Source organism: Phyllobacterium sp. 1468, assembly GCF_031455525.1.
Classification (GTDB): Bacteria; Pseudomonadota; Alphaproteobacteria; order Rhizobiales; family Rhizobiaceae; genus Phyllobacterium.
Window position 1 is genome coordinate 241,134 of the sequence record NZ_JAVDSX010000001.1, and the last position, 24,513, is coordinate 265,646.

A 24,513-nucleotide genomic window follows, 5' to 3' on the forward strand; every position below is an offset into this window, starting at 1 on the left:
CTTACGCCTCGTCAGAAGGTCTCAACGCGACCTTGTCGCTTTGTGCCTTGCGGAAATCATCCAGCCGCTTTGCCAGCGCGGCATCGTTCAAGCTAAGAACCGCAGCGGCCAGCAGAGCGGCATTGACCGCACCGGCTCGGCCGATCGCCAATGTGCCAACAGGGATACCGGCCGGCATCTGCACGATCGACAGGAGTGAATCCTGCCCGGAAAGCGCCTTGGATTCCACCGGCACGCCAAACACCGGCAATGCCGTCATCGATGCAGCCATCCCCGGCAGGTGAGCAGCCCCACCCGCGCCTGCGATAATCACCTTGAAACCGGCGTCGCGCGCGCCTTTGGCGAAGCTCACAAGTCTATCTGGCGTTCTGTGCGCGGAAACAATGCGGTCATCGTGAGAGATGCCGAGACTGTCGAGCGTTTCGGCGGTGTGACGCATGGTTGCCCAATCCGACTGGCTTCCCATGATGATTGCAACATCGGCGCGTTTGTCAGCCATTGAGCATCCTGTAAATCTGTCGGGAGGAATTAACGGAAAAGATGGACCGCCGCAAGCTGGCGGCGACACCGCAATATTCGGATTTGGGATCAGGCGATAATATCGGGAGTGATCTTGTCTTCAAGTTCGATGAGCTTGTCTTTTATGACAAGCTTCTTCTTCTTCATTCGCTGAATACGAAGCTGGTCACACCCAACCTGGATCATTGCTTGTATGGCGGCATCGAAATCCAGATGCTCCTGTTTCAATCTTGCGACTGCCAATCGAATGTCAGCCTGATCCTGGTCGGACATGCAGTGATTCCCGGTATTTCGCTGTAAAAAGAATCGCGTCTCTGGTTGTGGACAACCTGTCCTCGCCAGCACGTCGCCATATCATATTTCAAGGAACAAGAAAATCCTACGAAACAAATTCGACAATTGCTTAAAGTGATGGCACAGTGTCACCGCTCTGTCATAAACTTGCTGCCTGGCAAGTAGAGCATGCATACGTGGACGAAACCAACCAAGGGAGAAGCCGGATGGCCATTGAGTCTCATCTTGAAACGCTTGAACGTAAGCATGGAGCGCTCGAAAAGGAAATTTCCGACGCGCTGTTAAGTCCCGCCTCCGACGACCTGACGATCAGTAATATGAAACGACGCAAGCTGGTGCTCAAAGAGCAGATTGAAAGACTGAAAGCAGCCGTCACTCACCACTAACGACCTGGAAGGACCGCAGAATTCCGGTCGATTGCTTGAAGAAGCGTCGTACTGGCAGTGAGAAGGAACCCGGTTCCCGCATAGGCGGTGAGCCGGGTTTTCTATTTTCAGCGCATCCAGAACTGGTCGAGCCACAGGTTCAGATGAAAGAACCCGTTGTCATCGACGGCATAGATCCGCCGTGTGCCTTCGGCTTTGACTGATACCAGCCGCGCGTCCAGAAGCGCCTTGAGGTGTTGTGAGACAGCCGGACGGGAAATCGGTAGGCCTGTCGCAAGTTCGTTCACAGTTTTTGGTCCGCGTCTGAGCTCCTCGAGCAGATAGCGGCGATTTGGATCAGAAATTGCTGCAAAGGCATCCGTTTCGACCATCCGGAATAGTCATTTTAAACCAGCGGCAATGTCAACGGATTTCGTAGCCGACCGAATTGAAAACTATTCGGGCAGTGTCTCTGCACGAGGATCCAGCCTCACTCCTTCGGGCGTCACACGTTCGGAATGAACCGTCTGGAAGTTGTCGCGCAGTTCAATCGGAACCGGTGCACGCATTCGCGACCGTATGATTGCGTGAACCATGATCGAAATATGTGCCAGCGCCGTTATGGCAAAAAGACCCTCGGGTGCAACGCTTTCCATCGCCCACGCGCCAAGTATCGGCCCAATCATGGTGCCAAAACCATAGAGCAGCAACAGCCCGCTTGTGACCTTGATGAAGCTTTGCTGATCCGAAAAATCATTCGCATGGGCAACAGCCACCGGGTAAAGCGTATAGGCGAGGCCGCCATAGATCGCGGTCATGATCAGAATAACCGTGGCGTGCCTGGGTGCAATCAGGAAGATCAACAGGCCGATCAGCGCTGCAGCACCGCCGACAAAGGCCAGTACGTACCGCCGGTCGGTGCGATCCGACATGCGACCGACCGGGATCTGCATCAGCGCACCGCCCATGACCGAGGCGCTCATCATCAGGGCGATCTCGGTGGTTGATATGCCCGTCGCCGCGCCATAGACGGCGCCCAGCGTTCCGAACGCACCATTGGCGATGCCGATCAGAATACAGCCGAGGAAAGCCACCGGCGAATTGCGATAGAGAGCCTTCAGATCGAGCTGCACTTCGGTCAATGGTTTCGGGCTGCTGGCGGTTGAAATCGCGGTGGGGATGAGGGCGAGGCAAAAGAGAATCCCCGACAGCATGAAGAATGTGCCCGTATGCACGTCGCCGAAGCCGATCATCATCTGCCCGACGGTGATCGAACCAAAATTCACCACCATGTAGAGACCGAAAATTTGCCCGCGATTGGCATTGGTCGCTCGCTCGTTCAGCCAGCTCTCGATCACCATGTAGGAGCCTGCCATGGCAAAGCCGGTCAAGGCGCGAAGGACGATCCAGGCGGTCGAGTCGACGAGAATTCCCGTAAGCAGCGCCACGATCGCGGCGATCGATGCAAAGGCGCTGAAGGCACGGACGTGCCCGACCCGGCGCACAAGCCGCGGCGCCAGCAGACAGGAAGCGATGAACCCGCCCGCCCAGGCCGTTCCCAAAAGACCGAGAGACGACGTCGAAAAGCCTTCGGCGCCGCCACGCAATGGCAACAGCAACCCATGGAGACCGGATGCCATAACGAGGAAGGAGGTGCCGCAGAGGAGCGCGAAAACCTGAATGAACGAACGGAACACGGCAAACCCTTCAAGCGAATGGGGAGTGGAGCCAGCCTGGAGCAGGCTGGTGATGACTTCGTCTCAATCAGCAATGCGGAGATTTTAGGTCACCCGCAAAACTTTCATCGGCTCAGCGGAACAGGGCCTCTGCAGCGACCTTGCTATCACCCTTGCGTGACCGCTCTTCTTCGAGACGTGTGATCTCGGAACGCAGCAGGACAATTCGCTCGTCAAGTTCGGCAACCGACAACAGCGACAAGTCCTGCCCGATGTCGTGGACAATCTTGCGTCTTGGTTCTTCGTCGAAAAGTGACATTATTTCCTCCACTTGTCGTCCTAGTGTCGAGGATACAGCCCAACTGCTTGGAATTGCAAACCATTCCGGCGAATCAATCCAGAGGGAGATCACCATGGCCGAAACAATTCCGACGAAGATGACGGCGATCGAAATCACCGCGCCAGGGGGCCCCTTGGTCCTGAAGCCGGGCGAGCGCAGCGTTCCGGAGCCGAAAGCCGGCGAGCTTCTCATCAAGGTACGTGCCGCCGGGGTCAATCGGCCCGACGTGCTCCAGCGGCAGGGTCACTATCCCCCGCCAGCCGGTGCGTCCGATATTCCCGGTCTGGAAATCGCCGGCGATGTCGTCGCGATTGGCGAAGGTGTAACGCGATTTCGCGCTGGCGAACGTGTCACTGCGCTCGTTGCAGGCGGGGGTTACGCCCAATATTGTGTGGTGCACGAAACCAACGCATTGCCGGTGCCTGCGGGCTACGGTTTCATTGAAGCCGCAGCAATTCCGGAAACCTTTTTCACCGTCTGGCACAACGTGTTCGAGCGTGGCGGTTTGCAGAGCGGCGAAACCTTTCTCGTGCATGGAGGATCGTCCGGAATAGGCACCACGGCAATCCATCTGGCCAAGGCCTTTGGGGCCACAGTAATCACCACCGCAGGTTCGGACGAGAAATGCGAAGCCTGCCAGAAACTCGGTGCTGATCGCGCGATCAATTATCGCAATGAAGATTTCGTCGAGGCGATCAAGGAGATGACGGGGGGCAAGGGTGTCAACCTCATTCTCGATATGGTTGGCGGCGATTATACGGAACGCAATTATGACGCCGCAGCGCTCGATGGCCGTATCGTGCAGATTGCTTTCCTGAACGGCGCCAAAGTCACAACGGACATATCGAAGCTGATGGTCAAGCGTCTGACCCACACCGGGTCTACTCTTCGCAATCGTCCGGTCGAGTTCAAGGCGGGGATCGCCCGCGAACTTGAGCTCAAGGTGTGGCCCCTGCTGGTCGAGCGCCGTGTGGCGCCGGTGATCGACATGATCTACCCGCTGCATGAGGCTTGGCGGGCCCATGAACGCATCGAGGACGGTCGCCATATCGGCAAGATCGTGCTCGATGTGAGCTAGAGCCTTTCATAGCTGGATGGAAGCGTTCTGCCGGAGGGAATTTGGTTCAAGGTCAAGGGATTGGCGAGGCCGATGTTTATCCATCGGACGACGCCGAAGCCCGAACGAATTGGGCCAAATTCACCCGGCCCACTGGTCGAACCGCATTTCGCTCGAAATGCGGATAATTCGACCAGTGGTTTTGAAAGCTTATTGGTTTGCAAAGCAAACCAACGGCTGGGTTTCCGGCTGGCGGACATCCACTTTGTCAGACGGCATCGTGGGTAAACATCGGCCTCGCCACCTTCCGCGTGGATTGTCTCGCCATCCGGGAAACAGAACTGCTTCCAGCTAACTATGAAAGGCTCCAGAGCGGTGAAAAGAAAAACGTCCATCCTCCTGTTCGGGAGGATGGACCCGAAAGCCGGTAATCTGACTCAGTTTGTTGCCTGAACCTTACCGATATTGAGGAAGATGGTTTCGCCGGACGAACCGTCGACACCGTCATTATCGGTCACCGCATAGCCATTACCCTCGGAGTCGACCGTGAAGCCTTCAAGCTTCTCGGCGACATAACCATTGCTGGCCTTGAGGTCACCCATGAAGTCATGCGCCAGCGTCTTCTCGACCACTGGAAGCTTTTCGCCGATCTTGGCAGGCTTCAGCCCGTCAAGCGCCACGCGGTACAAGCGCTTGTTGACGGCATTTGCGCCGACCTGATTGTCGCGTTCGATGATGTAGAGCTGGCCGTCATGGGCGGTGATCTCGGACAATCCTACCCAGCCCTTTTCGGTCTTGTCGAGCGGATAGGAAACCGCGCTCCATTCCTTCTTCTTGATGTCGTAGCGCAGGAGCTTGACGAAACCTTTCTCGTCGTCCTTCCATTCGCGCTGGACCGGCATCCAGAGCACAGCGTCATCGCCTTCGCCGACACGGGTGATACCTTCGAGACCGTAGCGGACCTGGTTTGGCAGCAGGTCGTCCGGCAGTGCGATTTCTTTCTTGATTTCGCCCTTGTCGTTTACATTTAGGATTGCATGCGGAACGAGCTTTGCCTGATCGCCCTCGTTGGCAAGCCAGAAGCCGCCATCGCCATCCGTGGTGATCCCTTCAAGATCGAGCTTCTGGGCTGGCTGGCCGCCGCGTTTAACCACCAGAGCGTTGGTGATTTTTGCCGGAGTCTGCTTGGCATCGATCGTATAAATTGTCGGGGCGGAATAATAAATCGAATCCGACACGGCATAGAGCTTGCCGGGTTCCTTCAGATCCCCGACGAGGCCAGATAGCGCGCCCCAGCCGACAGGCGTTCCATCATCCTTCGTTGACGAGACGATGAGCGGATAGTTTGGCTTCTGATCCTTGAGCTCATAGATCATGACATGCGACCGGGCACCGCCGTCTTCGACGAGATCCGTTTCATTTGCCGTGACCAGAAGATTGCGCGACGGAATCGCCAAAACGCCTTCCGGTCCAATGCCCGAGGGCAGAAGCTGAACGAATTCCGGATCGGCCCCCGTGTCCTTGTACACGCCGACCATGGATGCGCGCTCGCTCGCGACGAAGAGATAAGGCGTATCGCCAAACTTGGCGAATTCGGCTCCTTCGAGTTCAACACCCTTTTTGTTGCGCTTGTCCGGATAGTGTCCGGCTTCCGCAATCTTGTATTCGAGCGACGGGCCGGACTCGTAGGCTACCTTGCCGTCCTTCGTGAAAATGGTGAAGCTGCGCGAACCGCCTTTATAGTCGCCTTCATTGGCGACAACGAAGCGATCATTGTCGAGCCACTTGATGGTGTCAGGCTCGCGGAGCACACCCTTCATGCTGCCGTCAAACTTGAAAGCCCCGTCATTCTTCACATCGATCTTGTCTAGATCGACGGTACCAGCGGAGAAATGGCTGACGATCTTGCCGGTCGCCGCGTCGACAACGGCAATGTGATTGTTCTCCTGTAGCGTCACCGCAATCTGGTTCAGACTGTTGATGGAAACGAATTCCGGTTCCGCGTCGGTTGGTGCGATCTCCGAAAGACCGGTCAGGTCCACCGTTTTCATGGTAGCGCAATCCGGGGTGCCGTCTTTCAGCGAGAATATCTTGAGGTTGCCCGAGGGCATCTGCGGTATTTCGCCGTCGTTCAATTCTTCGTCGCGCTCATTCTCGATGACCACGGCGGCAAAGGTCTTGTCCGGGGAGATGGCCACCGAATCGGGCTGTCCGCCGAGGTCGCAAGTCGCGTTGACCTTGCGCGTGGCGATATCAATGACGTCAAGCCGTCCCGATGGATTGGCTTTGCTTTCAGACGTATTCACAGCGGCCAGAACATTTCCGCCAACGGTTGCAACTGAAGTTGGCTCGCCCTCGACCTTGATGATCCCGCCCGCCTGCGGCTTGGCCGGATCGGTAATGTCGACGAATCCGATAGCGCCAAAGGGGCTGTCGGAATAGATCAGCGTCTTGCCATCTTCCGATGCAGTGATGATTTCCGACGATGTCGGCTTCGACTTGTCTGCATCCTTCGGCAGATTGTCCGCCACTGGAAAACTCGCGATTCGATTAAAAATCGGTTCAGCAGCGGCGGGAATGGCGACGGACGCCGCCAGGGTGGTCCAGAGACCAAAATAGAGCGATTTGCGCGACATATTTTTGTAAACCTCCTGTTTTCTTTGGAGGATGGTTCGCCCAGCCGCATTGCAATGGAATGACGGTTTTGTGACAGTTTGATGAAACGCCTGGTTGTACCCGGTTGTGAGTGAAACCGATTCTTGCTCATCGAACAAAATAACGCTATATAGGCGCCGAATTCCCGGAAATTGTGGTTGAACCCACGTCCCGCGCCCCCGGAGCGGACGAACGAGAGGACTATATCTATGGCCACCCAGCTTCTAATGCCAAAGGCAACGGCCGTCTGGCTTGTCGACAATACTGCGCTGTCCTTCGATCAGATCGCTGCATTCTGCAAGCTGCATCCGCTCGAAGTAAAGGCGATTGCCGATGGCGAATCCGCCCAAGGCATCAAGGGCCTTGATCCGCTTATTACCGGTCAGCTGTCGCGCGAGGAAATTGCCAAGGGTGAAGCTGATGTGAACTACAAGCTGAAAATTCTGGAGCCGAAGGTTCGCGTTCCGGAAACCAAGCGCAAGGGTCCGCGCTATACACCGCTATCGAAGCGCCAGGATCGCCCGAATGCCATTCTGTGGCTGGTTCGCAACCACCCGGAATTGAAGGATGCGCAGATCTCGCGCCTGATCGGCACGACGAAATCCACCATCGAACAGATCCGCAACCGTACGCACTGGAATTCAAACAACCTCCAGCCGATGGATCCGGTCACCCTCGGCCTGTCCTCGCAGATCGATCTGGACATCGAGGTGGAGCGCTCATCCCGCGGTCGGCCGGTACAGCAGCCAGGCGAAGGCGGCGACACTCTGCTCCCCGCATCGGCAACCGAAAACCTCGACATTCAGCCAACGGTCCGCGAAGAGGACCAGGAGCTCGATGCTGACAAGGTATTCGCCAAGCTGTCGTCCCTCAAGGGACACCAGGAAAACCAAGACGAGGAATAGACCTCACAAAAACAAGACAATGGAAAGCCCGGCGATGCCGGGCTTTTTGTTAAGACGCACGGGCCTTGGTGTCGGGTGTTTCGCTCAGTTCCACACGGCGGTAGAAATCCGCTAGCGTCTTGCCACGCTCCTGGCGGAAAATCCGGTCGATCTTCTCGACCTTGGCGATCCGGTCAATGCGGAACGTACGAAAATCATTTCGCAGCTCGCACCAGCTGATCAATGTCCACACCTTGCCCCAGAACCACAAGCCAAGCGGCCGGATGTCACGCGCACTCTCATTGCCTTCAAGGTCGGTATAAGTGATCGACAGAATGCGGCACTGTTCGGCGGCGTTCTCCGCAAGGTCGATGAGTGCCCGGTCATTGTCACTAATGTTGTAACTGGTCGAGTGAACATGGGTATTCGTGATGCGTGGGCGCTCTTCTTTGGGCAGAACGGCGCCGATCTTGATGATGGCTTCTTCCGCCGCGCGAGCCATGGATGCACCGCCCCAAGCTGTAATCAGCCGCGCACCGGCGACGAGCGCCACAACTTCATCGCGCGTAAACATGAGTGGCGGCAGATCGAAACCCTCGCGCAGGATGTAGCCGACGCCGGCCTCGCCATCAATCGGCACGCCGGTCGATTGCAGATCAGCGATGTCGCGATAGATCGTGCGCTCGGAAACCTCGAGCTTTTCGGCAAGCTGACGCGCGGTTACCAGGCGCCCGCCGCGCAGCTTCTGCACAATCTGGAAAAGACGGTCAGCCCTGCGCATGGTCGGACCTATACTCTCTGGCGATGAAGTCGCGCATCTCCGCAACCTGCCCGGCCTTCTCGGGGTAAAGAGCTTCTAGGAAATTGGTCGCGAATGTACCGGGCGCAGATCCTGGAGCGCTGACAATGTGCGCGTCCCGCACCGCATGGGGAACATCCTGGTAAAGCGAAGATCCCGAGTAGTCGCTTATCTTTGACTGTATCCAGCCGGCGCCGTTGCTCGTATGTCTTCGCCCTTCAAAAAGCCCGGCGCGCGCCAAAGCCAACGTCCCGCCGCAAATGCCACCAACGATACCGCCGCGTGCCAGTGTGGCGCTCAATAATGGCGCAATGTCAGGAGCATCCTCGCTCGGCCACGTCTCCGCGCCGATGACTGCAACCGCATCGAGGTCGGCATTTTCTTCGGGCGCAACGCCGCGATCTGGCACCAGTCTGAGGCCGCCTATGGATTTGACCGGACCGGTCGACGGCGACAACGCCAGGGTACGAGCGCCAAACCAATCGACCGCCGATCCTGAAAGCAATCCGAATTCCCAATCGGCGAATTTATCGACGAAAACGAACCCGATCGTCTTTTTCTGCTCCATATCTTTCGCTCCCATTTTGCCGATTATCTCAGCATTCTAGTCCGAAATACCCAGATTTGCTGACTTTTTTCGGGTGGCGAGCCTTCGGCCATCCGAGTTGCCATGGAGCGAGGTCGGAGCTGGCACTATCCGTGCCAGCCTCCTTTTCTTTCATCGAACCGCGACGTGCGAGGCGTTCGGCATAGGCATCCGGCCAGCCGATATCCTTCAGGATATACTCGGGAAGCGTACTGATATGACGCTCCGTACGCAGTTCCTCACGGTACGCCGTGAAATCCGAAAGCAGACGCCTTACTGTACGGGTAATGCCAAAATCAACGTAAGTCATATCCCTGTCTCCTTTTGACTACGGAGACACTATCTCACACCCCTCCTGACAACCTTCTGTCAGGAGGATGTCATGAGCGCGGATTAGTTTTTGACACCGATCCCGCGTGCATTGAGCACAAACTTGATCTCCTCGAGGATCGCGGGATCATCGATCGTGGCGGGCATATTCCACGGTTCCCGATCGGCGATCTTCTGCATCGTGCCCCGCAAAATCTTGCCGGAGCGCGTTTTAGGCAGGCGCTTTGCCGTCAGTGCCGTCTTGAAGGCGGCTATGGGTCCGATCTTGTCCCGAATCAGTGCGACGCAGTCCTGTTCAATCTCGGTCTCATCCCGTGTCACACCGGATTTGAGCACGATGAAGCCGCAAGGCACCTGCCCTTTCAGATGGTCCGCAATGCCGATGACAGCGCATTCCGCGACGTCCGGGTGACTTGAAAGCACCTCCTCCATCGCGCCTGTGGAGAGCCGATGGCCGGCGACATTGATGATGTCGTCGGTGCGGCTCATGATGTAGATATAGCCGTCTTCATCAATGACGCCGGCATCCGCGGTCTTGTAGTAGCCGGGAAATTCTGTGGTGTAAGCCTCGCGAAACCGCTGATCGGCATTCCACAGCGTCGGCAGGCAAGCGGGCGGCAACGGCAATTTGACGACGATATTACCGAGTTCGCCGCGTTTCACCGGATGCCCTGCATCGTCAAGAACCTGCACGTCATAACCCGGCATCGGCACCGTCGGCGAACCGTATTTGATCGTCAGCATGCCAAGCCCAGCCGGATTGGCCGCCATAGGCCAACCACTCTCTGTCTGCCACCAATGATCGATCACGGGAACGCCGAGCTTTTCTTCCGCCCATTTGATCGTATCCGTGTCGGCCCGCTCCCCTGCAAGGAACAGGTATTTCAGCGACGAGATATCATGCTTGCCTATGAACTCGCCTTTAGGGTCTTCCTTCTTGATGGCCCGAAACGCCGTCGGCGCAGTGAACAGCACTCTGACCTTATGTTCGGCGATAACGCGCCAGAACGTACCCGCATCCGGCGTTCCAACAGGCTTGCCCTCATAGACGATGCTCGTCGCACCGATAAACAGCGGCGCATAGGCGATATAGGAATGGCCCACGGCCCAGCCTATGTCCGAGGCCGCCCAGAACACGTCGCCCGGCCTTGTGTCATAGATTGCACCCATGGACCAGGCAAGCGCAACGAGATGCCCGCCATTGTCGCGTACGACCCCCTTGGGCTGGCCGGTCGTACCTGAGGTATAGAGGATATAGAGTGGGTCCGTCGCCTTTAGCGTGGCGCACGGCACTTCACGTCCCGCCGCAGCGGCAACAGCCTGCGCATAGTCGAAATCGCGTCCCTCGACCATCTCATGCGGCTGCTGCGGACGCACGAGAATCAGGCAGGCGCTGACCTTGTGCTTGGCCTGCTCCATGGCCTTGTCGAGCATCGGCTTGTAGGCGACGACGCGCCCGGGTTCGAGACCGCACGAAGTCGCGATGATCATCACCGGCCTGGCGTCATCGATGCGCGTGGCGAGTTCATGCGCGGCGAAGCCACCAAAGACCACGGAATGCACGGCCCCAATGCGAGCGCAGGCAAGCATGGCGACAACGGCCTCCGGCACCATGGCCATGTAGATGATGACGCGGTCGCCCTTTTTGACTCCCTTGTCTATCAGAACTGCGGCCAGCGCATTGATATCGCTCAAAAGCTCCGTATAGGTGATCTTGCGCTGGGTTTCTGTTGCTGCACTGTCGTGGATGAGGGCAAGCCGATCACCGCGCCCTTGCGCCACATGGCGATCGACAGCGTTATAGCAAGTGTTGCACTCGGCCCCCGCATACCAGCGGCCATAGGGTCCGTCATCCGGATCGAACACCTTATCCCATGGCCGGATCCAGTCGATCGCCACGGCCGCATGAGCCCAAAATGCCTCCGGGTCGGCCTGCCATTCCTGGTAGATTTCTTTATATCGCGACGTCATGCGTATCCTCCCGCTCGGAGCATCCATAATGTGCGACGCAGAGTCAAAGGTGGAATTGACAATCGCACATGGTTCGACCACTGCTCGGCTTATCGATCATCCGCGCAGGTAAATGCCTTCATGACCAAAATCCTGCCTCTGATGCTGATCCTGATTATGGCGTTGCACATTATAAAACCATTGGGCTGGCCGGGACTGAAAAAACGCGGTGATTTCTGGAAGATAGCCGCCGGTGCCATTCTTGCGATGTTTGCGCTCGTCCTGCTCGGACACGCTGGCTATTAACCATCCAGCGAATGGCTCTCAATGTCCGGCAGGTTGAGAATATAGGGCACCAGATGTTTCGCCCAGGCATCGTAGCCAAGCGCCGAGGCATGGAAGCCGTCGCTGGCAAAGCCTTCCGCTCCCTCTATAGGCAGGCGCGTCGCGGGTATCGCCATGCGCTCGCGGCACAGCCGTTCTCCCAGCTTATTGATAGCGTTGGCGCGCGCTTCCAGAATACGGCCGAGCAGCGGCGGCATGGCGGGCACATCGCGAAAATCGATAACCTTCGACCAGACGATATGGGCTTCCGGCCACTTCGCCTTGAGCGCGTAGAGCAGCCCGCCAAACTCCCGCTTGAAGCGCGGCAGTGAATGGAAATTCTTGGCGTCGTTGGTGCCGGTCGTCAGCACGATATGGGTCCACATGCCGCGTTCGAGATTGGGCACCACGTGATCGCGCAGTTGGCCGGACGTCGCCGAATTGAAGCCCGCGGTGCGCCAGATGATCTTGCGCCCGGTCCGCCCCTGCAGGTGTACCGCAAGCCGGACGCAAAGGCCTTGCCATGCATCGGTTACGCCAACACCGGCTGCGGACGAATCCCCGATCACGAGCAGCCTGATTGCAGGATCCTTGCCAGCTATCTCCCCTATAGGCAGGTTGCTTGGCGGCAGCAAGCGCTCTGTTTTCCGCCGCACGCCCGTGCCTTGCCACGCGTAGACGGGATAAAGCAGCCAGCTGACCAGCGGATGGAACGGCGAAGGTTTCATTAGCAGGCAAATACCTCCCTTGCCATTTATGCACTCGCCCGAATGCATAAATGCTACAATAACACATTGGATTTCCACGCATAAATGTTTCCGTTACAAATCGCGGCGGGCAAATGGTGCGCAAAAAACCCGGGCTGAATGTCCAGCCCGGGCTCCATCAGATACGTTTTTGGATAAAAAACGCTTAAGCTGCTTTCTCGAGGTCTTTTTTCCAGCCGCCCATTGCGGCAAGACTGTTCATCTTCGCGCGGTGGGTAAAGGCCCGCTGACCCGCGGCAACGTTTTCGGGTTTACCATTCCAGGCGCTCAAGGCAGCTGCCTGCAGTGCACGGCCATAAGAGAATGAGAGCTTCCAAGGCAGCGTGTAATTAGCATTCATCGCCGAAAGATGCGCAGTGGCTTCCTCGTCATTCTGGCCACCAGAAAGGAACGTGATGCCTGGAACTGCCGCCGGTACGGTTGATTTCAACAGCCGCACGGTTTGTTCGGCCACCTGCTCGACCGAAGCCTTGCGGGCATTCTTCCCGTCGATGACCATGTTTGGCTTCAGGATCATGCCTTCCAGCACAACGCGCGCATCATAGAGCTCATCGAAAACCGTCTTCAGAACCCATTCCGTGACTTCATAGCAGCGTTCGATGGAATGGGTGGCAGGCTTGCCATCCATCAGCACCTCCGGCTCGACGATCGGCACGATACCGGCCTCCTGGCAAAGGGCGGCATAGCGCGCCAGCGCCTGAGCGTTCTGCTTGACTGCACCCCAGGTCGGAATGCCGTCGGCAATGCCGATCACACCACGCCATTTGGCGAAACGTGCACCAAGCTTGTAGTATTCACCAAGCCGTTCGCGCAATCCATCGAGACCTTCAGTGATCGTCTCATCCTTGAAACCGGCAAGTGGCTTCGCACCTGCATCCACCTTGATGCCCGGGATGCAGCCATCAGCTTGAAGAAGTTTGACGAACGGCGTGCCGTCCTTGGCACTTTGCCGAATGGTCTCGTCGTAAAGAATGACGCCGGAGATGTAATCCTTCATCGCTTCATCTGAACGGAACAGCATTTCGCGATAGTCCCGCCGGCTATCGGCGGTCGATTCCAGTCCGATCGTGTCGAACCGCTTCTTGATTGTTCCTGTACTTTCATCAGCAGCAAGCAGGCCCTTGCCGTCAGCAACCATTGCAATCGCGATATCTTCCAGGCGTTCGCTCATTAGTAATATCACTCCATTTTCCCACAGCGTGGGCAATAGCAGAAGCAAATGACAAACGAAACTATACACCAACTTATTGAAACGATTGAAATTTTTTCAACCGATTTAGAAAGATAACATTTTCTGTTGTTCGTTAACCGTAGCGAAGACTGATCCTCGACAGGAATAAACCTCTAGCGCTTCGTTAGAGCATCCACTCCGGGCAGGGGCTTGCCCTCCATCCATTCAAGAAACGCTCCTCCTGCAGTCGAAACATAGCTGAAATCGTCTGCTACACCAGCATGATTGAGGGCGGCAACCGTATCACCGCCACCGGCGACCGACACGAGGTGGCCTGTCTTCGTCCTCTCGGCCACATGACGCGCAGCGGCAACTGTTGCACGATCGAACGGATGCAGTTCGAAGGCGCCAAGTGGGCCGTTCCACACCAGTGTGGAAGCATCATCGATGGCAGCCTTGATGCGCTCGATCGATTGCGGACCGACGTCGAGAATCATGCCGTCATCCGGAATGGCATCTAGACCATAAGCATGGAACGGTGCATTCGCCTCAAAATGCCAGGCAACGATGGCATCGACAGGCAGGATGATGGTGCAATTGGCAGCATTCGCCTTGGCCATGATTTCCCGCGCTGTTCCGGCTAGATCGTGCTCGCACAGGGATTTCCCCACATTCACGCCCTGCGCGGCCAGAAACGTATTGGCCATGCCGCCACCAATAACCAGCGCATCGACCTTCTGTACGAGGTTTCCGAGAAGGTCGAGCTTGGAAGATACCTTGGCGCCGCCGACAATGGCAACGACCGGGCGTTTTGGATTGCCCAAGCCCTTCTCCAGCGCCTGAAGCTCTGCCTCCATCGTGCGTCCCGCATAGGCAGGGAGCACGCGCGCAAGCCCCTCGGTTGAGGCATGGGCACGGTGAGCAGCCGAGAAGGCGTCATTCACGTAGATATCGCCGTGCGCGGCCAAAGCTTCCACATAGGCCTGATCGTTTTTTTCCTCGCCCTTGTGGAAGCGGGTGTTTTCCAGAAGCAGGATATCGCCATTTTTGAGGGTGGCAACCGCTGCCGCAGCCTTGTCGCCAACACTGTCTTCAGCAAACTGAACGCTGTGACCAATAACCTTCGATACCGCCTGCGCTATTGGCTTCAGCGAGAATTCCGGCGTCGGGCCATCCTTTGGGCGGCCGAAATGGGCCATCAGAATAACTTTCGCACCCTTTTTCGACAGTTCAAGAATGGTCGGCGCAACCCGCTCGATGCGGGTAGCATCGGTTACTTCGCCATTTGCTACCGGCACATTCAGGTCAACGCGCACAAGCACGCGTTTTCCAGAGACTTCGGCATCATCTAGCGTCTTGAAAACAGTCATGGTTTATCCTCGTCGCGGAAATGGCTGGTGCGGTGATTATCTCTCCTACAAGGGAGAGATAATCCGCCTCTACTGCCGCACTATAAATTATATTACCTTGCCGAAAGCCACAGCGGTATCAGCCATCCGGTTCGAGAAGCCCCACTCGTTGTCGTACCAGGACAATACGCGCACGAATGTGCCCTCCAGGACCTTGGTCTGGCTGATGTGGAACACGGAAGAATGCGGGTCGTGGTTGAAATCGACCGAAACATTTGGTTCGTCCGTATAGCCGAGAATGCCCTTCAGCTTGCCATTGGCAGCCGATTTGACGGCATCATTGATTTCCGCAACCGTAGTCGGCTTCTTGGCGACGAACTTGAAATCCACAACCGAAACATTCGGGGTCGGAACGCGGATTGAAGTACCGTCCAGCTTGCCATTGAGTTCCGGAAGAACGAGGCCCACGGCCTTGGCCGCACCGGTCGAGGTCGGGATCATCGACAGGGCTGCAGCGCGGCCGCGATAGAGATCCTTGTGCATCGTATCGAGCGTTGGCTGGTCGCCGGTGTAGCTGTGGATCGTGGTCATGAACCCATGATCGATGCCGACGGCTTCGTTGAGAACATAGGCGACCGGCGCAAGGCAGTTCGTCGTGCAGGACGCATTCGAAATGACCATGTGGTCTTTCGTCAGTTTATGATCGTTGACGCCGAAGACGACCGTCAGGTCGGCGCCATCCGCGGGCGCCGAAACGATAACCCGCTTCGCACCGGCTTCAAGATGAGCAGCGGCCTTGTCACGCGCGGTAAAGATACCGGTGCATTCGAGCGCAATATCGACATTGAGCTCTTTCCAGGGCAATTCGACAGGGTTGCGCACGGCGGTGACCTTGATCGGTCCGCGGCCCACATCGATCGTGTCGCCATCAACCGTTACGGTTCCCGGGAACCGGCCGTGGACGCTGTCATAGCGCATCAAATGAGCATTGGTCTCGACCGGGCCGAGATCATTGATCGCAACGACCTCGATGTCGGTGCGGCCGGATTCCACAATGGCGCGAAGAACGTTGCGGCCGATGCGGCCAAATCCGTTGATTGCAACGCGAACTGTCATTTGTATGTCTCCCTGGGTTTTGGGGCCCTTGAATGAATTATGCAGGAATGGTCTGGATTATTTCAACTTCGCTTCCGCCGCTGCGACGATATGGTCCGCGGTGATACCGAAATGCTCGTACAGGGCTTCGATCGGGCCGCTGGCACCAAAGCCGGTCATCCCGACAAAGATGCCGTCGATACCGATGAACCTGTCCCAGCCCATGCGGATGGCAGCTTCGACCGCAATCTTCACCGGCGCATCACCGAGGATGACGCGCTTGTACTCGTCGCTCGTCTGTTCGAAAAGCTCGAAGCAGGGAACGGAAACGACCCGCGTCGGATGGCCGTCTTCTTCCAGTTTCGTGCGGGCATTGAGAGCTATTTCGACTTCCGAACCTGTCGCAAAGATAGTGACTTCCGCCTTGCCGCTTGCCGCCGCGAGCTCATAGGCACCATAGGCGCACATATTCTCTGCAATGTGTTCTGTGCGAACCGTCGGAAGGTTCTGGCGGGTCAAAGCAATTGTCGACGGCGTCTTGCGTGACTTGAGGGCCAATTCCCAGCATTCCGCGGTTTCAACGACGTCGGCCGGACGGAAAACGTAATTGTTGGGGATGGCACGCAGCGCCGCGAGATGTTCGACGGGCTGGTGTGTCGGCCCATCTTCACCAAGACCGATTGAATCGTGTGTCATCACGTAGACAACGCGAATGCCCATCAGGCTGGAAAGCCGCATGGCGCCGCGTGCGTAGTCGGAGAACGTCAGGAACGTTCCCGAATAGGGAATGAGCCCGCCATGCAACGAAATTCCGTTCATCGCTGCAGCCATCCCGTGCTCGCGAATGCCATAATGCACATAGCGCTGACCGTAGTCTTCAGGGGTGATGTTGCTGGTCTGGCTGGTCTTGGTATTGTTGGAACCTGTCAGATCTGCGGAACCGCCAATCGTCTCGGGCACAATTCCGTTGATGACCTCGAGCGCCATCTCGGATGCCTTGCGAGTCGCAACCTTGGGCTTGTCTTCGGAAAGCTTCTTCTTGTAGGCCGAAATAGTTGCTTCGAAATTATCCGGCAAATCACCACGCAAACGGCGATCCCACTCGGAACGGATAGTCGAATCGGCATTGGCCAAGCGCTCTTCCCAGGCCTTGTGTTCTTTCACAGAACGCTGGCCTGCGGCACGCCAGTCATCGAGAATGCCGGCAGGAACTACGAAAGGCTCCGCCGTCCAGCCCAGCGCCTTGCGCGCGCCGGCAAGTTCTTCGGCCCCAAGCGGCGACCCATGGACCTTGTTGGTGCCAGCCTTCGTCGGCGCACCAAAACCGATTGTGGTCTTGCATGCAATGAATGTCGGCTTATCGGACTTGTGTGCTTTCTCGATTGCAGCGGCAATCGCATCCTGATCGTGACCGTCGACACTTATGGAATTCCAGCCTGAAGCTTCGACGCGCGCACACTGATCGGTGTTGTCGGCGAGGGTAACCGGACCGTCGATCGAAATATTGTTGTGATCCCAGAAGACGATCAACTTGTTCAGCTTGAGATGGCCGGCAAGCGCGATCGCCTCCTGGCTGATACCTTCCATCAAACAGCCATCGCCAACGATGACATAGGTATGATGGTCGACGAGATCGTCGCCGAAATGCGCATTCATGATGCGCTCGGAAAGCGCCATGCCTACAGAGTTGCCCAGTCCCTGGCCGAGAGGGCCGGTTGTCGTCTCGATGCCAGCCGCATGGCCATATTCCGGATGACCGGCCGTACGCGAGCCGAGCTGCCGGAAGTTCTCGATCTGCTCTATGGTGATGTCTTCGTAACCCGTGAGGTACAGAAGCGAATAGAGGAGCATCGAGCCATGGCCGGCCGAAAGCACGAAACGATCGCGGTCGGGCCAATGCGGCGCCTTCGGATCGAACTTGAGGAAGCGGGTGAAAAGCACGGTCGCAATATCGGCTGCGCCCATGGGAAGACCGGGATGGCCGGAATTGGCTTTTTCCACCGCGTCCGCTGAAAGGAAGCGGATTGCATTGGCCATTTGGTTGGATTTCTCAGAATTGGTCATGTTCACCGTCTTTCGAAGAGGAAAGGAGTGCCGTCTCTGGATGCCGGAAAGACAATATCCAAGAGGCACGCGACAAATAGCAGGTGTCTTCAGGGAGTCAATTAAACCTACGGCAAAATGGCCTCGCGGACAAACGGGTCATTCGTCGCACGAGATTATTATCGGTGCATGACTGGGCCATGACGGCGCGGATTGATTGACGGGACGTTGATGTAACCCTTAGACTCTCCAACATAAGCTGTTCTTCTTTTTGCGATTCGTTTAAAAAGATTGACACATGGGGAAGCATTGAAATGGCATCGGAAGCCACCCTCAAACAGGTTCTGGAAAGACTGGGAAAAGCTTTGGCCTCGCTCGAGGACGCGGTCGACGCACGTCTGGAGCACGAAGGCGATTTTGCCGAAGCCGAAGAAGAAGTGCAGCGGATGAACATGGACCGGCGCAAGCTGGCCCAGGAACTCGATGCGTCGGAAGGACGGGCCGAGCGCCTGGAGGCGGCAAACAAGGAAGTTTCGCGCCGTCTCGTGGCTGCAATGGAGTCCATCCGCACTGTCCTTGATCGCTGAGCATTTCCAGGGAAATTGTGAGGCGGTTTCAGTCGGGAAATGCGATAAAACAAAGAGTTAAACCGGGAAGAAACATACCATGGCCACGGTAACAGTTACGATCGACGGCAAAGCCTACAGAATGGCCTGCGATGAAGGCCAGGAACAGCATCTGACAGGCCTTGCCGAGCGCTTTGACCGCTACGTCACCCATCTCAAATCGTCTTTTGGCGAAATAGGAGACCTGCGCCTGACTGTGATGGCCGGCATCATGGTCATGGATGAACTCAGCGAATTGCAGATGCGGGTCAAGGGACTCGAAAACGAGGCGGAAGCGCTGCGCAAGAGCCGCGACGAGGCCTTGGCCAAGGCCGATAACAATGACGCTGCGATAACCGGCGTGCTGTCCGAGGTCACGACCCGTATCGAGACGCTAGCGACCAAGCTCGCGCCAAAAGCGAATTAGCCTTCCATTTCTTCCCGCAGCATTTCAAGTTCGAGCCATTCATGCTCGTAAGTTTCGAGGCTATGGCGCTTCTTGCTGATTTCATCGACCGTCTTGTTGAACTGCGCTGCGTCCTTGGCAAAGAGTTGCGGATCCGCCAGCTTTTGCTCCAGCCCTGCGAGCTCCGCGTGCAGCGCTTCAATCTTTCCCGGTAAAGTCTCGAGGGCGAACTTCTGTTTATAGGAAAGCTTGCGCTTTTCTTCACGTTGCGCCGGTATTGCCTTCTCCACCGAACCACCCGTGGGCTTTGCGGCTTTCAATTCCTTGCGCGTCGCTAAGGCGGCTTCCTTGCGCTGTGCCAGCATGTCCGTATAACCGCCGGCATATTCGAGCCAGCGGCCATTGCCCTCCGGCGCGATCACCGACGTTACCGTGCGGTCGAGAAAATCGCGATCATGGCTGACAAGGAGGACTGTACCCGCGAAGCCGGCTACCAGTTCCTGCAGCAGATCGAGCGTTTCCATGTCGAGATCATTGGTTGGCTCATCGAGCACCAGAAGATTGGCCGGACGGGCAAGTACTCGCGCCAGCATGAGCCGTGCTCTTTCGCCACCGGAAAGCTCGCGGATGGGTGTCCGCAATTGCTCTGGCTGGAACAGAAAGTCCTTCATATAAGATGCGACGTGGCGTTGCTCACCATTGACGATGACGTTCTCGCCGCGCCCGTCGGTCAGGTAATCCGACAGCGTCTGCTCAAGATTGAGACTGTCGCGCTTTTGGTCGAGGATGGCGATCTCAAGATTTGTGCCGAGCTTGACGAAGCCGCTATCCGGCGCGAGCACCCCGGTCAGCATCGACAGCAGTGTCGTTTTGCCGGCGCCGTTGGGGCCGACAAATCCGACACAATTTCCACGCTGTATCCGCGTTGAAAAATCATCGACCAGCACCCGTTCGCCATAGGCTTTGACGAGGTGTTCCGCCTCTATGACAAGCTTACCGGACTCTCTCGCATCGCTGGCTTTCAGCACGGCCTTGCCCTGCGCACCGCGATGATTACGGAATTCGCTGCGCATGGATTGCAGATCGCCGAGCCGCCGCATATTGCGCTTGCGCCGGGCGGTCACGCCATAGCGCAGCCAATGCTCCTCGCGCACGATCTGCCGCCCGAGCTTGTGCAGGTCGCGCTCTTCCTCTTCGAGAACCTTGTCACGCCATTCCTCGAAAGCGCCGAAGCCCTGCTCGAGCCGCTTGGTCACGCCGCGATCCAGCCAGATGGTCGAACGGCTGACGTTTTCCAAAAAGCGCCTGTCATGGGAAATAACCACGATCGCGGAACGTATCTGGCGCAACTCGTCTTCCAGCCACTCGATGGTTGTAAGATCCAGATGATTGGTCGGCTCGTCTAGCAAAAGAATGTCTGGTTGCGGGGCCAGCACCTTGGCCAATGCGGCACGGCGTGTTTCGCCACCGGAAAGATTGTCCGGCGCCTCCTCGCCGGTCAGGCCGAGATGTTCGAGCAGATAACTGACCCGGTAGAGATCGTCAGCCGGCCCCAGACCCGCCTCGACATAGGCGCGGACGGTGTCAAAGCCTTCCATGTCGGGAGCCTGCGCCAGGTAACGCACTGTGACGCCCGGATGCTTGAACACTTCGCCGTCGGTGGGCGCGATAAATCCGGCGGCAATTTTCAGCAGCGTCGATTTCCCCGATCCATTTCGGCCGACCAGCGCAATGCGATCGTTTTCGCTGACGGAAATGGCCGCGTCGCTCAAAAGCGGCGTGCCACCGAAAGTCAGCGCTATCTGGTCAAGACGGAGAAGAGGGGGAGCCATACAAGTTACAGTTCTGGAAAATGGAGCCACGATCGAAGATTGCCGTGCTTGTCGGCGAGATTATTGCCGCTGTCAAATGCCATGATGCAAAACAGGCCGGAATTTCCGGCCTGTTGTACCTACACAAAAGCTCTGGTCGAGCGGTGAGATTAGTAACCGCCACCGCCATTGCCTTCGCAGGGGGCCTCGTAGATGGATCCGTCACGCCGCTGGTAACGGCAGTAGTTGCCGCTTTGTCCTCGCGGGGTAGTTGCGGTTCCGATGGCTGCACCAAGAAGTGCGCCGCCTGCTGCACCAACGACGGTGCTCTTCGTATCATGTCCAAGAGCCTGGCCAGCCAGCGCACCAACGCCACCGCCGATCAAAGCGCCCGTCCCGGCGCGTTGATTTTGCTCACTCGTCGCGCAACCGGCTACAGACAAAGCCAGAAGTGCCGAAACCGCAATTGCAGTTAAACGAAGTGTCATCTTAAAATCCTCTCACATCGAAACGAACCAGACTCTGCGTAGATAATGCGGCAGAAGAAAGATCGCTGAGCGTTGGCCGACGAATGGTGATCTCGAAAACAAACAGGCCGGAATTTCCCGGCCTGTCTTTTTTCCAGCTTAATGCAAAATTAATAGCGGCGGCAAGGAGCGCGATAGCGTTCGCCATAGCGATTTTCGTAAGTGCAATAGCGGCTGCCATTGTTGTTATTCGTCGCAGCACCTACCAGAGCGCCACCGGCACCACCGATCGCAGCACCTGCGAGAGCTCCTTTTCCACCATTTATTGCACCACCTGCCAATGCGCCTATTGCTGCACCGCCAAGACCATAACCGGCAACGCGCTGATCACTGGTCGTGCAACCAGCAACTGAAAGCGCCAAAAGCCCTGCGACTGCAATCGTGGATAAACTTTTCAACATGGAAGACCTCTCCGTTTTAATACCAAACTCATCAGCTTGCGTCCCCAATGCTGCCTGCCGACAATTACACTTTCCGCTTTTATTTGACAAGCGTCAGGCAATTTGCGGCGCAGCAATCAGAATCGCTTTACCCGAATGAAGTGACACGTGGAGGTTCCCACGCACGGCATTCGACACTGTAAGCGATGAACCGAAAAAAAGTTCCACATTTTCAAGCGGCCAGCGCGCGCCACGGATGAAAAGTCCGCTCAATTGCGAAAATGCAACAATGCTAAAAAGGGTTCCGTCGACAAAATCGAAGTCGTAAGCACCTGCAACCAGGGGATGCGCCTCTTCGTAACCGCTCGAGAGAACAAGCTTCCTACCTTCGGCTGCATACCGCGTCGCCATGGTCAAATGCAGCAGTGCATGATCGGTGCGCTCGCCGCCAAAAGCCCCGCAGAGGATCACTTCAGTCGCACCCCGCCGGTAGGCTTCGTTCAAGGCGAGTTCGCCGTCAGTCATGTCCTTCTCGGACGGAAATTCCATCCGCGGAACTTTGGCATACTGTGCTGCGAGCTCCGGTGAAGTCGAGTCGAAATCGCCAAGCCAAAGTTCCGGTTCGAGCCCTAGCGGGGCTGCATGCGCGATTCCTCCATCGGCAGCGAGCACGTGCGCCCCGGCGACAAGGCGCAGGAGACGGTCCGTAACATGGACGGCTCCACCAAGAAGTATAACGAATTTGCTCATGGATCGCCCATAGCATGCGTGAGGACAGCGGGATAGATGTGTCTGTGCGCCGCATGGGTTGGTTGGCTATTAGTCGTGTCCGAATGGCAATGCTGCTGTGCGTGGTTCGACAAGTTCAGCAGCATTGCCATCGGCAAAATCGGCAGCCTCTGGCAAGAATAATCGTGGCCATTTATCCACGCCCATAAAACCTGAGCTATCCTGTTCCGGTCCTTTCCATGGGGAGCTGCTTCCGGAGCCGTTCGAAAGTGGGGAAGGACGGCGTGTCAGCGCGCGGGAAACGGACCCAAGCGCTGGCCGACCTGTTCGTCTTCGGAGGTCAATCTGCGCATTCTAGGCAGATATTGCCTCCATTGTTGACGCCAAACGCCAATCGTGCGGACACTGCACCGACGGCGACGATGGGCCCGGACTCCAGGGTTCATCCACTCGCCCCGCGGAAGAAGCAGAAGCTGGCCGGCAGGGGGACAACGTTAGCGGGCGGTCTTCGGATCGCATTACCAACTACAAAGACGCGCTTCGACGACCGCCCGTCTTCCCGCAATGCAAACAATGGCCAGACGCGAAAGCGGGCGTGGCAACGGGGCAAGCACACCCGAAGCTAAGGCATATTGCTTGCACGGCAACAGCTTTATCTCTAATCTTTGCAGTGCTCTAACGGGGTGCCAATTCGCAAGAATCGGCTGAGAGGCTCAAGGAGAAATCCTGCCAACCCGCGGAACCTGATCCGGTTTGTACCGGCGGAGGGATTAGACGCGGCAAAAAAGCCGGCGCACCAATCCTTTTGATCTTCAACTCTAGGAGGCGCCGATGCGGCCATTCGAGACTATTTTGAAATCTGCAACTCTCGCGGGCATTTTCGCCCTTGCCCTTGCCGGACCGGCGAAAGCTGAGAGCAAACTGACGGTCTATACCTATGAGAGCTTCACGGCCGAATGGGGTCCAGGGCCGAAAGTCAAGGAAGCCTTCCAAAAGCAATGCAATTGCACTGTGGACTTCGTCGCGGTTACGGATGGCGTCGCTCTGCTCAACCGTCTGAGACTTGAAGGTGCTTCAACCAAAGCCGATGTCGTGCTTGGCCTCGACACAAATCTGACCTATGAGGCGAAGGAAACCGGCCTGTTCGCCCCACACGGGATCGACACAAGTTCGATCAACATTCCGGGCGGCTATAAGGACGATACTTTCGTTCCTTACGACTACGGTTATTTTGCCGTGATCTATGATACGGAAAAACTCAAGAACCCACCCACCAGTCTCAAGCAACTGGTCGAGGGCGATCCGAACCAGAAAATCGTCATCGAAGATCCGCGGACGTCGACACCCGGCCTCGGCCTCCTGCTCTGGGTGAAGTCCGTCTACGGCGATAAGGCCGGCGAAGCCTGGGCCAAACTGAAGGATCGCGTGTTGACCGTGACGCCGGGCTGGTCGGAAGCCTATGGTCTGTTCACCAAAGGGGAAGCACCGATGGTCCTTTCCTATACGACGTCGCCTGCTTATCACGTGATTGCCGAAAAGACCGAGCGTTACAAGGCCGCTGCGTTCGAAGAGGGCCATTATCTGCAGGTCGAAGTGGCCGCGCAAACTGTGAACGGCGCAAAGAACCCGCTTTCGGCGCAGTTCCTGACTTTCATGACCGGAACGGCTTTCCAGGATACCATTCCAGAAAGCAACTGGATGTTTCCGGCCGCGGGGACAAGCGGACCGCTCGATCCTGCCTTTGATGCCTTGGTCAAACCGGCGAAAACATTGATCTTTCCACCGGAGGAAGTGGCCCGGAATCGCAAAGCCTGGATCGATGAATGGCTGTCGGCCATGAGCCTGTGACAA

The 24,513-nt window shown here is 56.9% G+C and carries 26 protein-coding genes and 1 riboswitch; of the genes, 7 read left to right on the forward strand and 19 right to left on the reverse strand.

Annotated features, from left to right (window positions below; genetic code table 11):
- Position 1: 1 nt before the first annotated feature.
- Both purE and J2X72_RS01245 read right to left on the reverse strand, forming a co-directional pair.
- Positions 2 to 499, reverse strand: coding sequence for a 5-(carboxyamino)imidazole ribonucleotide mutase (purE, locus tag J2X72_RS01240; protein ID WP_209999185.1), 498 nt, complete (start codon positions 497 to 499; stop codon positions 2 to 4).
- An 89-nt stretch (positions 500 to 588) separates the two neighbouring features.
- A complete protein-coding gene (locus tag J2X72_RS01245; protein ID WP_209999184.1) occupies positions 589 to 792 on the reverse strand; it encodes a YdcH family protein in 204 nt (67 codons plus the stop codon).
- Between the two features lie 227 nt (positions 793 to 1,019).
- Between J2X72_RS01245 and J2X72_RS01250 the strand changes: the two genes are divergently transcribed.
- Positions 1,020 to 1,199, forward strand: a complete 180-nt coding sequence (locus J2X72_RS01250; RefSeq protein ID WP_114431205.1) for a YdcH family protein — start codon at positions 1,020 to 1,022, stop codon at positions 1,197 to 1,199.
- 107 nt (positions 1,200 to 1,306) lie between these two features.
- Here J2X72_RS01250 and J2X72_RS01255 read toward each other — a convergent pair whose 3' ends face one another.
- The 3 genes from J2X72_RS01255 to J2X72_RS01265 all read right to left on the reverse strand — a co-directional run bounded on the left by J2X72_RS01255 (position 1,307) and on the right by J2X72_RS01265 (position 3,173).
- Positions 1,307 to 1,570 (reverse strand): helix-turn-helix transcriptional regulator, encoded by a 264-nt coding sequence (locus tag J2X72_RS01255; RefSeq protein ID WP_112524569.1) that lies wholly within the window; start codon positions 1,568 to 1,570, stop codon positions 1,307 to 1,309.
- 63 nt (positions 1,571 to 1,633) lie between these two features.
- Complete coding sequence (locus tag J2X72_RS01260) at positions 1,634 to 2,875, reverse strand: MFS transporter (protein ID WP_209999183.1); 1,242 nt, start codon at positions 2,873 to 2,875, stop codon at positions 1,634 to 1,636.
- A gap of 112 nt (positions 2,876 to 2,987) precedes the next feature.
- The gene (locus J2X72_RS01265) at positions 2,988 to 3,173 is read right to left on the reverse strand and encodes a DUF1192 domain-containing protein (RefSeq protein WP_112524575.1); all 186 of its coding nucleotides are present in this window, start codon (positions 3,171 to 3,173) and stop codon (positions 2,988 to 2,990) included.
- Between the two features lie 94 nt (positions 3,174 to 3,267).
- On the opposite strand from J2X72_RS01265, the gene J2X72_RS01270 reads away from it, so the two are divergent.
- A complete protein-coding gene (locus J2X72_RS01270; RefSeq protein ID WP_310067584.1) occupies positions 3,268 to 4,272 on the forward strand; it encodes an NAD(P)H-quinone oxidoreductase in 1,005 nt (334 codons plus the stop codon).
- A gap of 416 nt (positions 4,273 to 4,688) precedes the next feature.
- On the opposite strand, the gene J2X72_RS01275 is transcribed toward J2X72_RS01270, so the two are convergent.
- A complete protein-coding gene (locus J2X72_RS01275; RefSeq protein WP_310067587.1) occupies positions 4,689 to 6,887 on the reverse strand; it encodes an esterase-like activity of phytase family protein in 2,199 nt (732 codons plus the stop codon).
- Positions 6,888 to 7,115: 228 nt separating this feature from the next.
- On the opposite strand from J2X72_RS01275, the gene J2X72_RS01280 reads away from it, so the two are divergent.
- Positions 7,116 to 7,811: a DUF1013 domain-containing protein gene (locus tag J2X72_RS01280; RefSeq protein ID WP_310067589.1), complete on the forward strand. Its 696-nt coding sequence runs from the start codon at positions 7,116 to 7,118 to the stop codon at positions 7,809 to 7,811.
- 49 nt (positions 7,812 to 7,860) lie between these two features.
- On the opposite strand, the gene J2X72_RS01285 is transcribed toward J2X72_RS01280, so the two are convergent.
- The 4 genes from J2X72_RS01285 to J2X72_RS01300 form a co-directional block, all read right to left on the reverse strand.
- A complete protein-coding gene (locus tag J2X72_RS01285) occupies positions 7,861 to 8,571 on the reverse strand; it encodes a YafY family protein (RefSeq protein WP_310067592.1) in 711 nt (236 codons plus the stop codon).
- A complete protein-coding gene (locus J2X72_RS01290) occupies positions 8,558 to 9,157 on the reverse strand; it encodes a DJ-1/PfpI family protein (protein ID WP_310067595.1) in 600 nt (199 codons plus the stop codon). The genes J2X72_RS01285 and J2X72_RS01290 overlap by 14 nt, the downstream gene beginning before the upstream one ends.
- Positions 9,158 to 9,185: 28 nt before the next feature.
- Entirely contained in the window at positions 9,186 to 9,485 is a 300-nt protein-coding gene (locus J2X72_RS01295) for a hypothetical protein (RefSeq protein WP_310067597.1), read from the reverse strand.
- Between the two features lie 83 nt (positions 9,486 to 9,568).
- Entirely contained in the window at positions 9,569 to 11,476 is a 1,908-nt protein-coding gene (locus J2X72_RS01300) for a propionyl-CoA synthetase (RefSeq protein WP_310067600.1), read from the reverse strand.
- A gap of 120 nt (positions 11,477 to 11,596) precedes the next feature.
- Between J2X72_RS01300 and J2X72_RS01305 the strand changes: the two genes are divergently transcribed.
- On the forward strand, positions 11,597 to 11,761 hold the full coding sequence (locus J2X72_RS01305) for a hypothetical protein (RefSeq protein ID WP_209999176.1): 165 nt from the start codon (positions 11,597 to 11,599) through the stop codon (positions 11,759 to 11,761).
- Here the strand turns inward: J2X72_RS01305 and J2X72_RS01310 are convergent.
- The 5 genes from J2X72_RS01310 to tkt form a co-directional block, all read right to left on the reverse strand.
- Positions 11,758 to 12,507 carry an SGNH/GDSL hydrolase family protein gene (locus J2X72_RS01310; RefSeq protein ID WP_310067603.1) on the reverse strand — a complete coding sequence of 250 codons (750 nt, stop codon included), beginning with the start codon at positions 12,505 to 12,507 and terminating at the stop codon, positions 11,758 to 11,760. The two genes, J2X72_RS01305 and J2X72_RS01310, sit on opposite strands and share 4 nt — an antisense overlap.
- Positions 12,508 to 12,691: 184 nt before the next feature.
- Complete coding sequence (locus tag J2X72_RS01315; protein ID WP_209999174.1) at positions 12,692 to 13,717, reverse strand: class I fructose-bisphosphate aldolase; 1,026 nt, start codon at positions 13,715 to 13,717, stop codon at positions 12,692 to 12,694.
- Between the two features lie 173 nt (positions 13,718 to 13,890).
- Positions 13,891 to 15,087, reverse strand: coding sequence for a phosphoglycerate kinase (locus J2X72_RS01320; RefSeq protein WP_310067606.1), 1,197 nt, complete (start codon positions 15,085 to 15,087; stop codon positions 13,891 to 13,893).
- 87 nt (positions 15,088 to 15,174) lie between these two features.
- Positions 15,175 to 16,182, reverse strand: coding sequence for a type I glyceraldehyde-3-phosphate dehydrogenase (gap, locus tag J2X72_RS01325; protein ID WP_310067609.1), 1,008 nt, complete (start codon positions 16,180 to 16,182; stop codon positions 15,175 to 15,177).
- Between the two features lie 57 nt (positions 16,183 to 16,239).
- Positions 16,240 to 18,225 carry a transketolase gene (gene tkt / locus J2X72_RS01330; protein WP_209999171.1) on the reverse strand — a complete coding sequence of 662 codons (1,986 nt, stop codon included), beginning with the start codon at positions 18,223 to 18,225 and terminating at the stop codon, positions 16,240 to 16,242.
- Positions 18,226 to 18,518: 293 nt separating this feature from the next.
- Here tkt and J2X72_RS01335 point away from each other — a divergent pair, with 293 nt between their 5' ends.
- Positions 18,519 to 18,791, forward strand: coding sequence for a DUF4164 domain-containing protein (locus J2X72_RS01335; RefSeq protein ID WP_209999170.1), 273 nt, complete (start codon positions 18,519 to 18,521; stop codon positions 18,789 to 18,791).
- A 79-nt stretch (positions 18,792 to 18,870) separates the two neighbouring features.
- Positions 18,871 to 19,236, forward strand: a complete 366-nt coding sequence (locus tag J2X72_RS01340; RefSeq protein ID WP_114431216.1) for a cell division protein ZapA — start codon at positions 18,871 to 18,873, stop codon at positions 19,234 to 19,236.
- Here J2X72_RS01340 and J2X72_RS01345 read toward each other — a convergent pair.
- From J2X72_RS01345 to J2X72_RS01360, 4 genes are all read right to left on the reverse strand, one after another.
- A complete protein-coding gene (locus J2X72_RS01345) occupies positions 19,233 to 21,047 on the reverse strand; it encodes an ABC-F family ATP-binding cassette domain-containing protein (RefSeq protein ID WP_310067614.1) in 1,815 nt (604 codons plus the stop codon). The genes J2X72_RS01340 and J2X72_RS01345 overlap by 4 nt on opposite strands.
- A 149-nt stretch (positions 21,048 to 21,196) precedes the next feature.
- Positions 21,197 to 21,514 (reverse strand): YMGG-like glycine zipper-containing protein, encoded by a 318-nt coding sequence (locus tag J2X72_RS01350; protein ID WP_209999164.1) that lies wholly within the window; start codon positions 21,512 to 21,514, stop codon positions 21,197 to 21,199.
- A gap of 149 nt (positions 21,515 to 21,663) precedes the next feature.
- Entirely contained in the window at positions 21,664 to 21,954 is a 291-nt protein-coding gene (locus J2X72_RS01355) for a hypothetical protein (RefSeq protein WP_209999163.1), read from the reverse strand.
- 93 nt (positions 21,955 to 22,047) lie between these two features.
- The gene (locus tag J2X72_RS01360) at positions 22,048 to 22,683 is read right to left on the reverse strand and encodes a thiamine diphosphokinase (protein ID WP_310067618.1); all 636 of its coding nucleotides are present in this window, start codon (positions 22,681 to 22,683) and stop codon (positions 22,048 to 22,050) included.
- A gap of 648 nt (positions 22,684 to 23,331) precedes the next feature.
- Positions 23,332 to 23,449: riboswitch (TPP riboswitch) on the forward strand.
- Between the two features lie 44 nt (positions 23,450 to 23,493).
- Here J2X72_RS01360 and thiB point away from each other — a divergent pair.
- Positions 23,494 to 24,510 carry a thiamine ABC transporter substrate binding subunit gene (gene thiB / locus J2X72_RS01365; RefSeq protein WP_310067620.1) on the forward strand — a complete coding sequence of 339 codons (1,017 nt, stop codon included), beginning with the start codon at positions 23,494 to 23,496 and terminating at the stop codon, positions 24,508 to 24,510.
- The last annotated feature ends 3 nt before the right edge of the window (positions 24,511 to 24,513 follow it).

Coding starts and splice junctions, on each gene's coding strand:
- purE (WP_209999185.1), bottom strand. CDS start 499: ATGGCTGACAAACGCGCCGATGTTGCAATCATCATGGGAAGCCAGTCG.
- J2X72_RS01245 (WP_209999184.1), bottom strand. CDS start 792: ATGTCCGACCAGGATCAGGCTGACATTCGATTGGCAGTCGCAAGATTG.
- J2X72_RS01250 (WP_114431205.1), top strand. CDS start 1,020: ATGGCCATTGAGTCTCATCTTGAAACGCTTGAACGTAAGCATGGAGCG.
- J2X72_RS01255 (WP_112524569.1), bottom strand. CDS start 1,570: ATGGTCGAAACGGATGCCTTTGCAGCAATTTCTGATCCAAATCGCCGC.
- J2X72_RS01265 (WP_112524575.1), bottom strand. CDS start 3,173: ATGTCACTTTTCGACGAAGAACCAAGACGCAAGATTGTCCACGACATC.
- J2X72_RS01270 (WP_310067584.1), top strand. CDS start 3,268: ATGGCCGAAACAATTCCGACGAAGATGACGGCGATCGAAATCACCGCG.
- J2X72_RS01275 (WP_310067587.1), bottom strand. CDS start 6,887: ATGTCGCGCAAATCGCTCTATTTTGGTCTCTGGACCACCCTGGCGGCG.
- J2X72_RS01280 (WP_310067589.1), top strand. CDS start 7,116: ATGGCCACCCAGCTTCTAATGCCAAAGGCAACGGCCGTCTGGCTTGTC.
- J2X72_RS01285 (WP_310067592.1), bottom strand. CDS start 8,571: ATGCGCAGGGCTGACCGTCTTTTCCAGATTGTGCAGAAGCTGCGCGGC.
- J2X72_RS01290 (WP_310067595.1), bottom strand. CDS start 9,157: ATGGAGCAGAAAAAGACGATCGGGTTCGTTTTCGTCGATAAATTCGCC.
- J2X72_RS01295 (WP_310067597.1), bottom strand. CDS start 9,485: ATGACTTACGTTGATTTTGGCATTACCCGTACAGTAAGGCGTCTGCTT.
- J2X72_RS01300 (WP_310067600.1), bottom strand. CDS start 11,476: ATGACGTCGCGATATAAAGAAATCTACCAGGAATGGCAGGCCGACCCG.
- J2X72_RS01305 (WP_209999176.1), top strand. CDS start 11,597: ATGACCAAAATCCTGCCTCTGATGCTGATCCTGATTATGGCGTTGCAC.
- J2X72_RS01310 (WP_310067603.1), bottom strand. CDS start 12,507: ATGAAACCTTCGCCGTTCCATCCGCTGGTCAGCTGGCTGCTTTATCCC.
- J2X72_RS01315 (WP_209999174.1), bottom strand. CDS start 13,717: ATGAGCGAACGCCTGGAAGATATCGCGATTGCAATGGTTGCTGACGGC.
- J2X72_RS01320 (WP_310067606.1), bottom strand. CDS start 15,087: ATGACTGTTTTCAAGACGCTAGATGATGCCGAAGTCTCTGGAAAACGC.
- gap (WP_310067609.1), bottom strand. CDS start 16,182: ATGACAGTTCGCGTTGCAATCAACGGATTTGGCCGCATCGGCCGCAAC.
- tkt (WP_209999171.1), bottom strand. CDS start 18,225: ATGACCAATTCTGAGAAATCCAACCAAATGGCCAATGCAATCCGCTTC.
- J2X72_RS01335 (WP_209999170.1), top strand. CDS start 18,519: ATGGCATCGGAAGCCACCCTCAAACAGGTTCTGGAAAGACTGGGAAAA.
- J2X72_RS01340 (WP_114431216.1), top strand. CDS start 18,871: ATGGCCACGGTAACAGTTACGATCGACGGCAAAGCCTACAGAATGGCC.
- J2X72_RS01345 (WP_310067614.1), bottom strand. CDS start 21,047: ATGGCTCCCCCTCTTCTCCGTCTTGACCAGATAGCGCTGACTTTCGGT.
- J2X72_RS01350 (WP_209999164.1), bottom strand. CDS start 21,514: ATGACACTTCGTTTAACTGCAATTGCGGTTTCGGCACTTCTGGCTTTG.
- J2X72_RS01355 (WP_209999163.1), bottom strand. CDS start 21,954: ATGTTGAAAAGTTTATCCACGATTGCAGTCGCAGGGCTTTTGGCGCTT.
- J2X72_RS01360 (WP_310067618.1), bottom strand. CDS start 22,683: ATGAGCAAATTCGTTATACTTCTTGGTGGAGCCGTCCATGTTACGGAC.
- thiB (WP_310067620.1), top strand. CDS start 23,494: ATGCGGCCATTCGAGACTATTTTGAAATCTGCAACTCTCGCGGGCATT.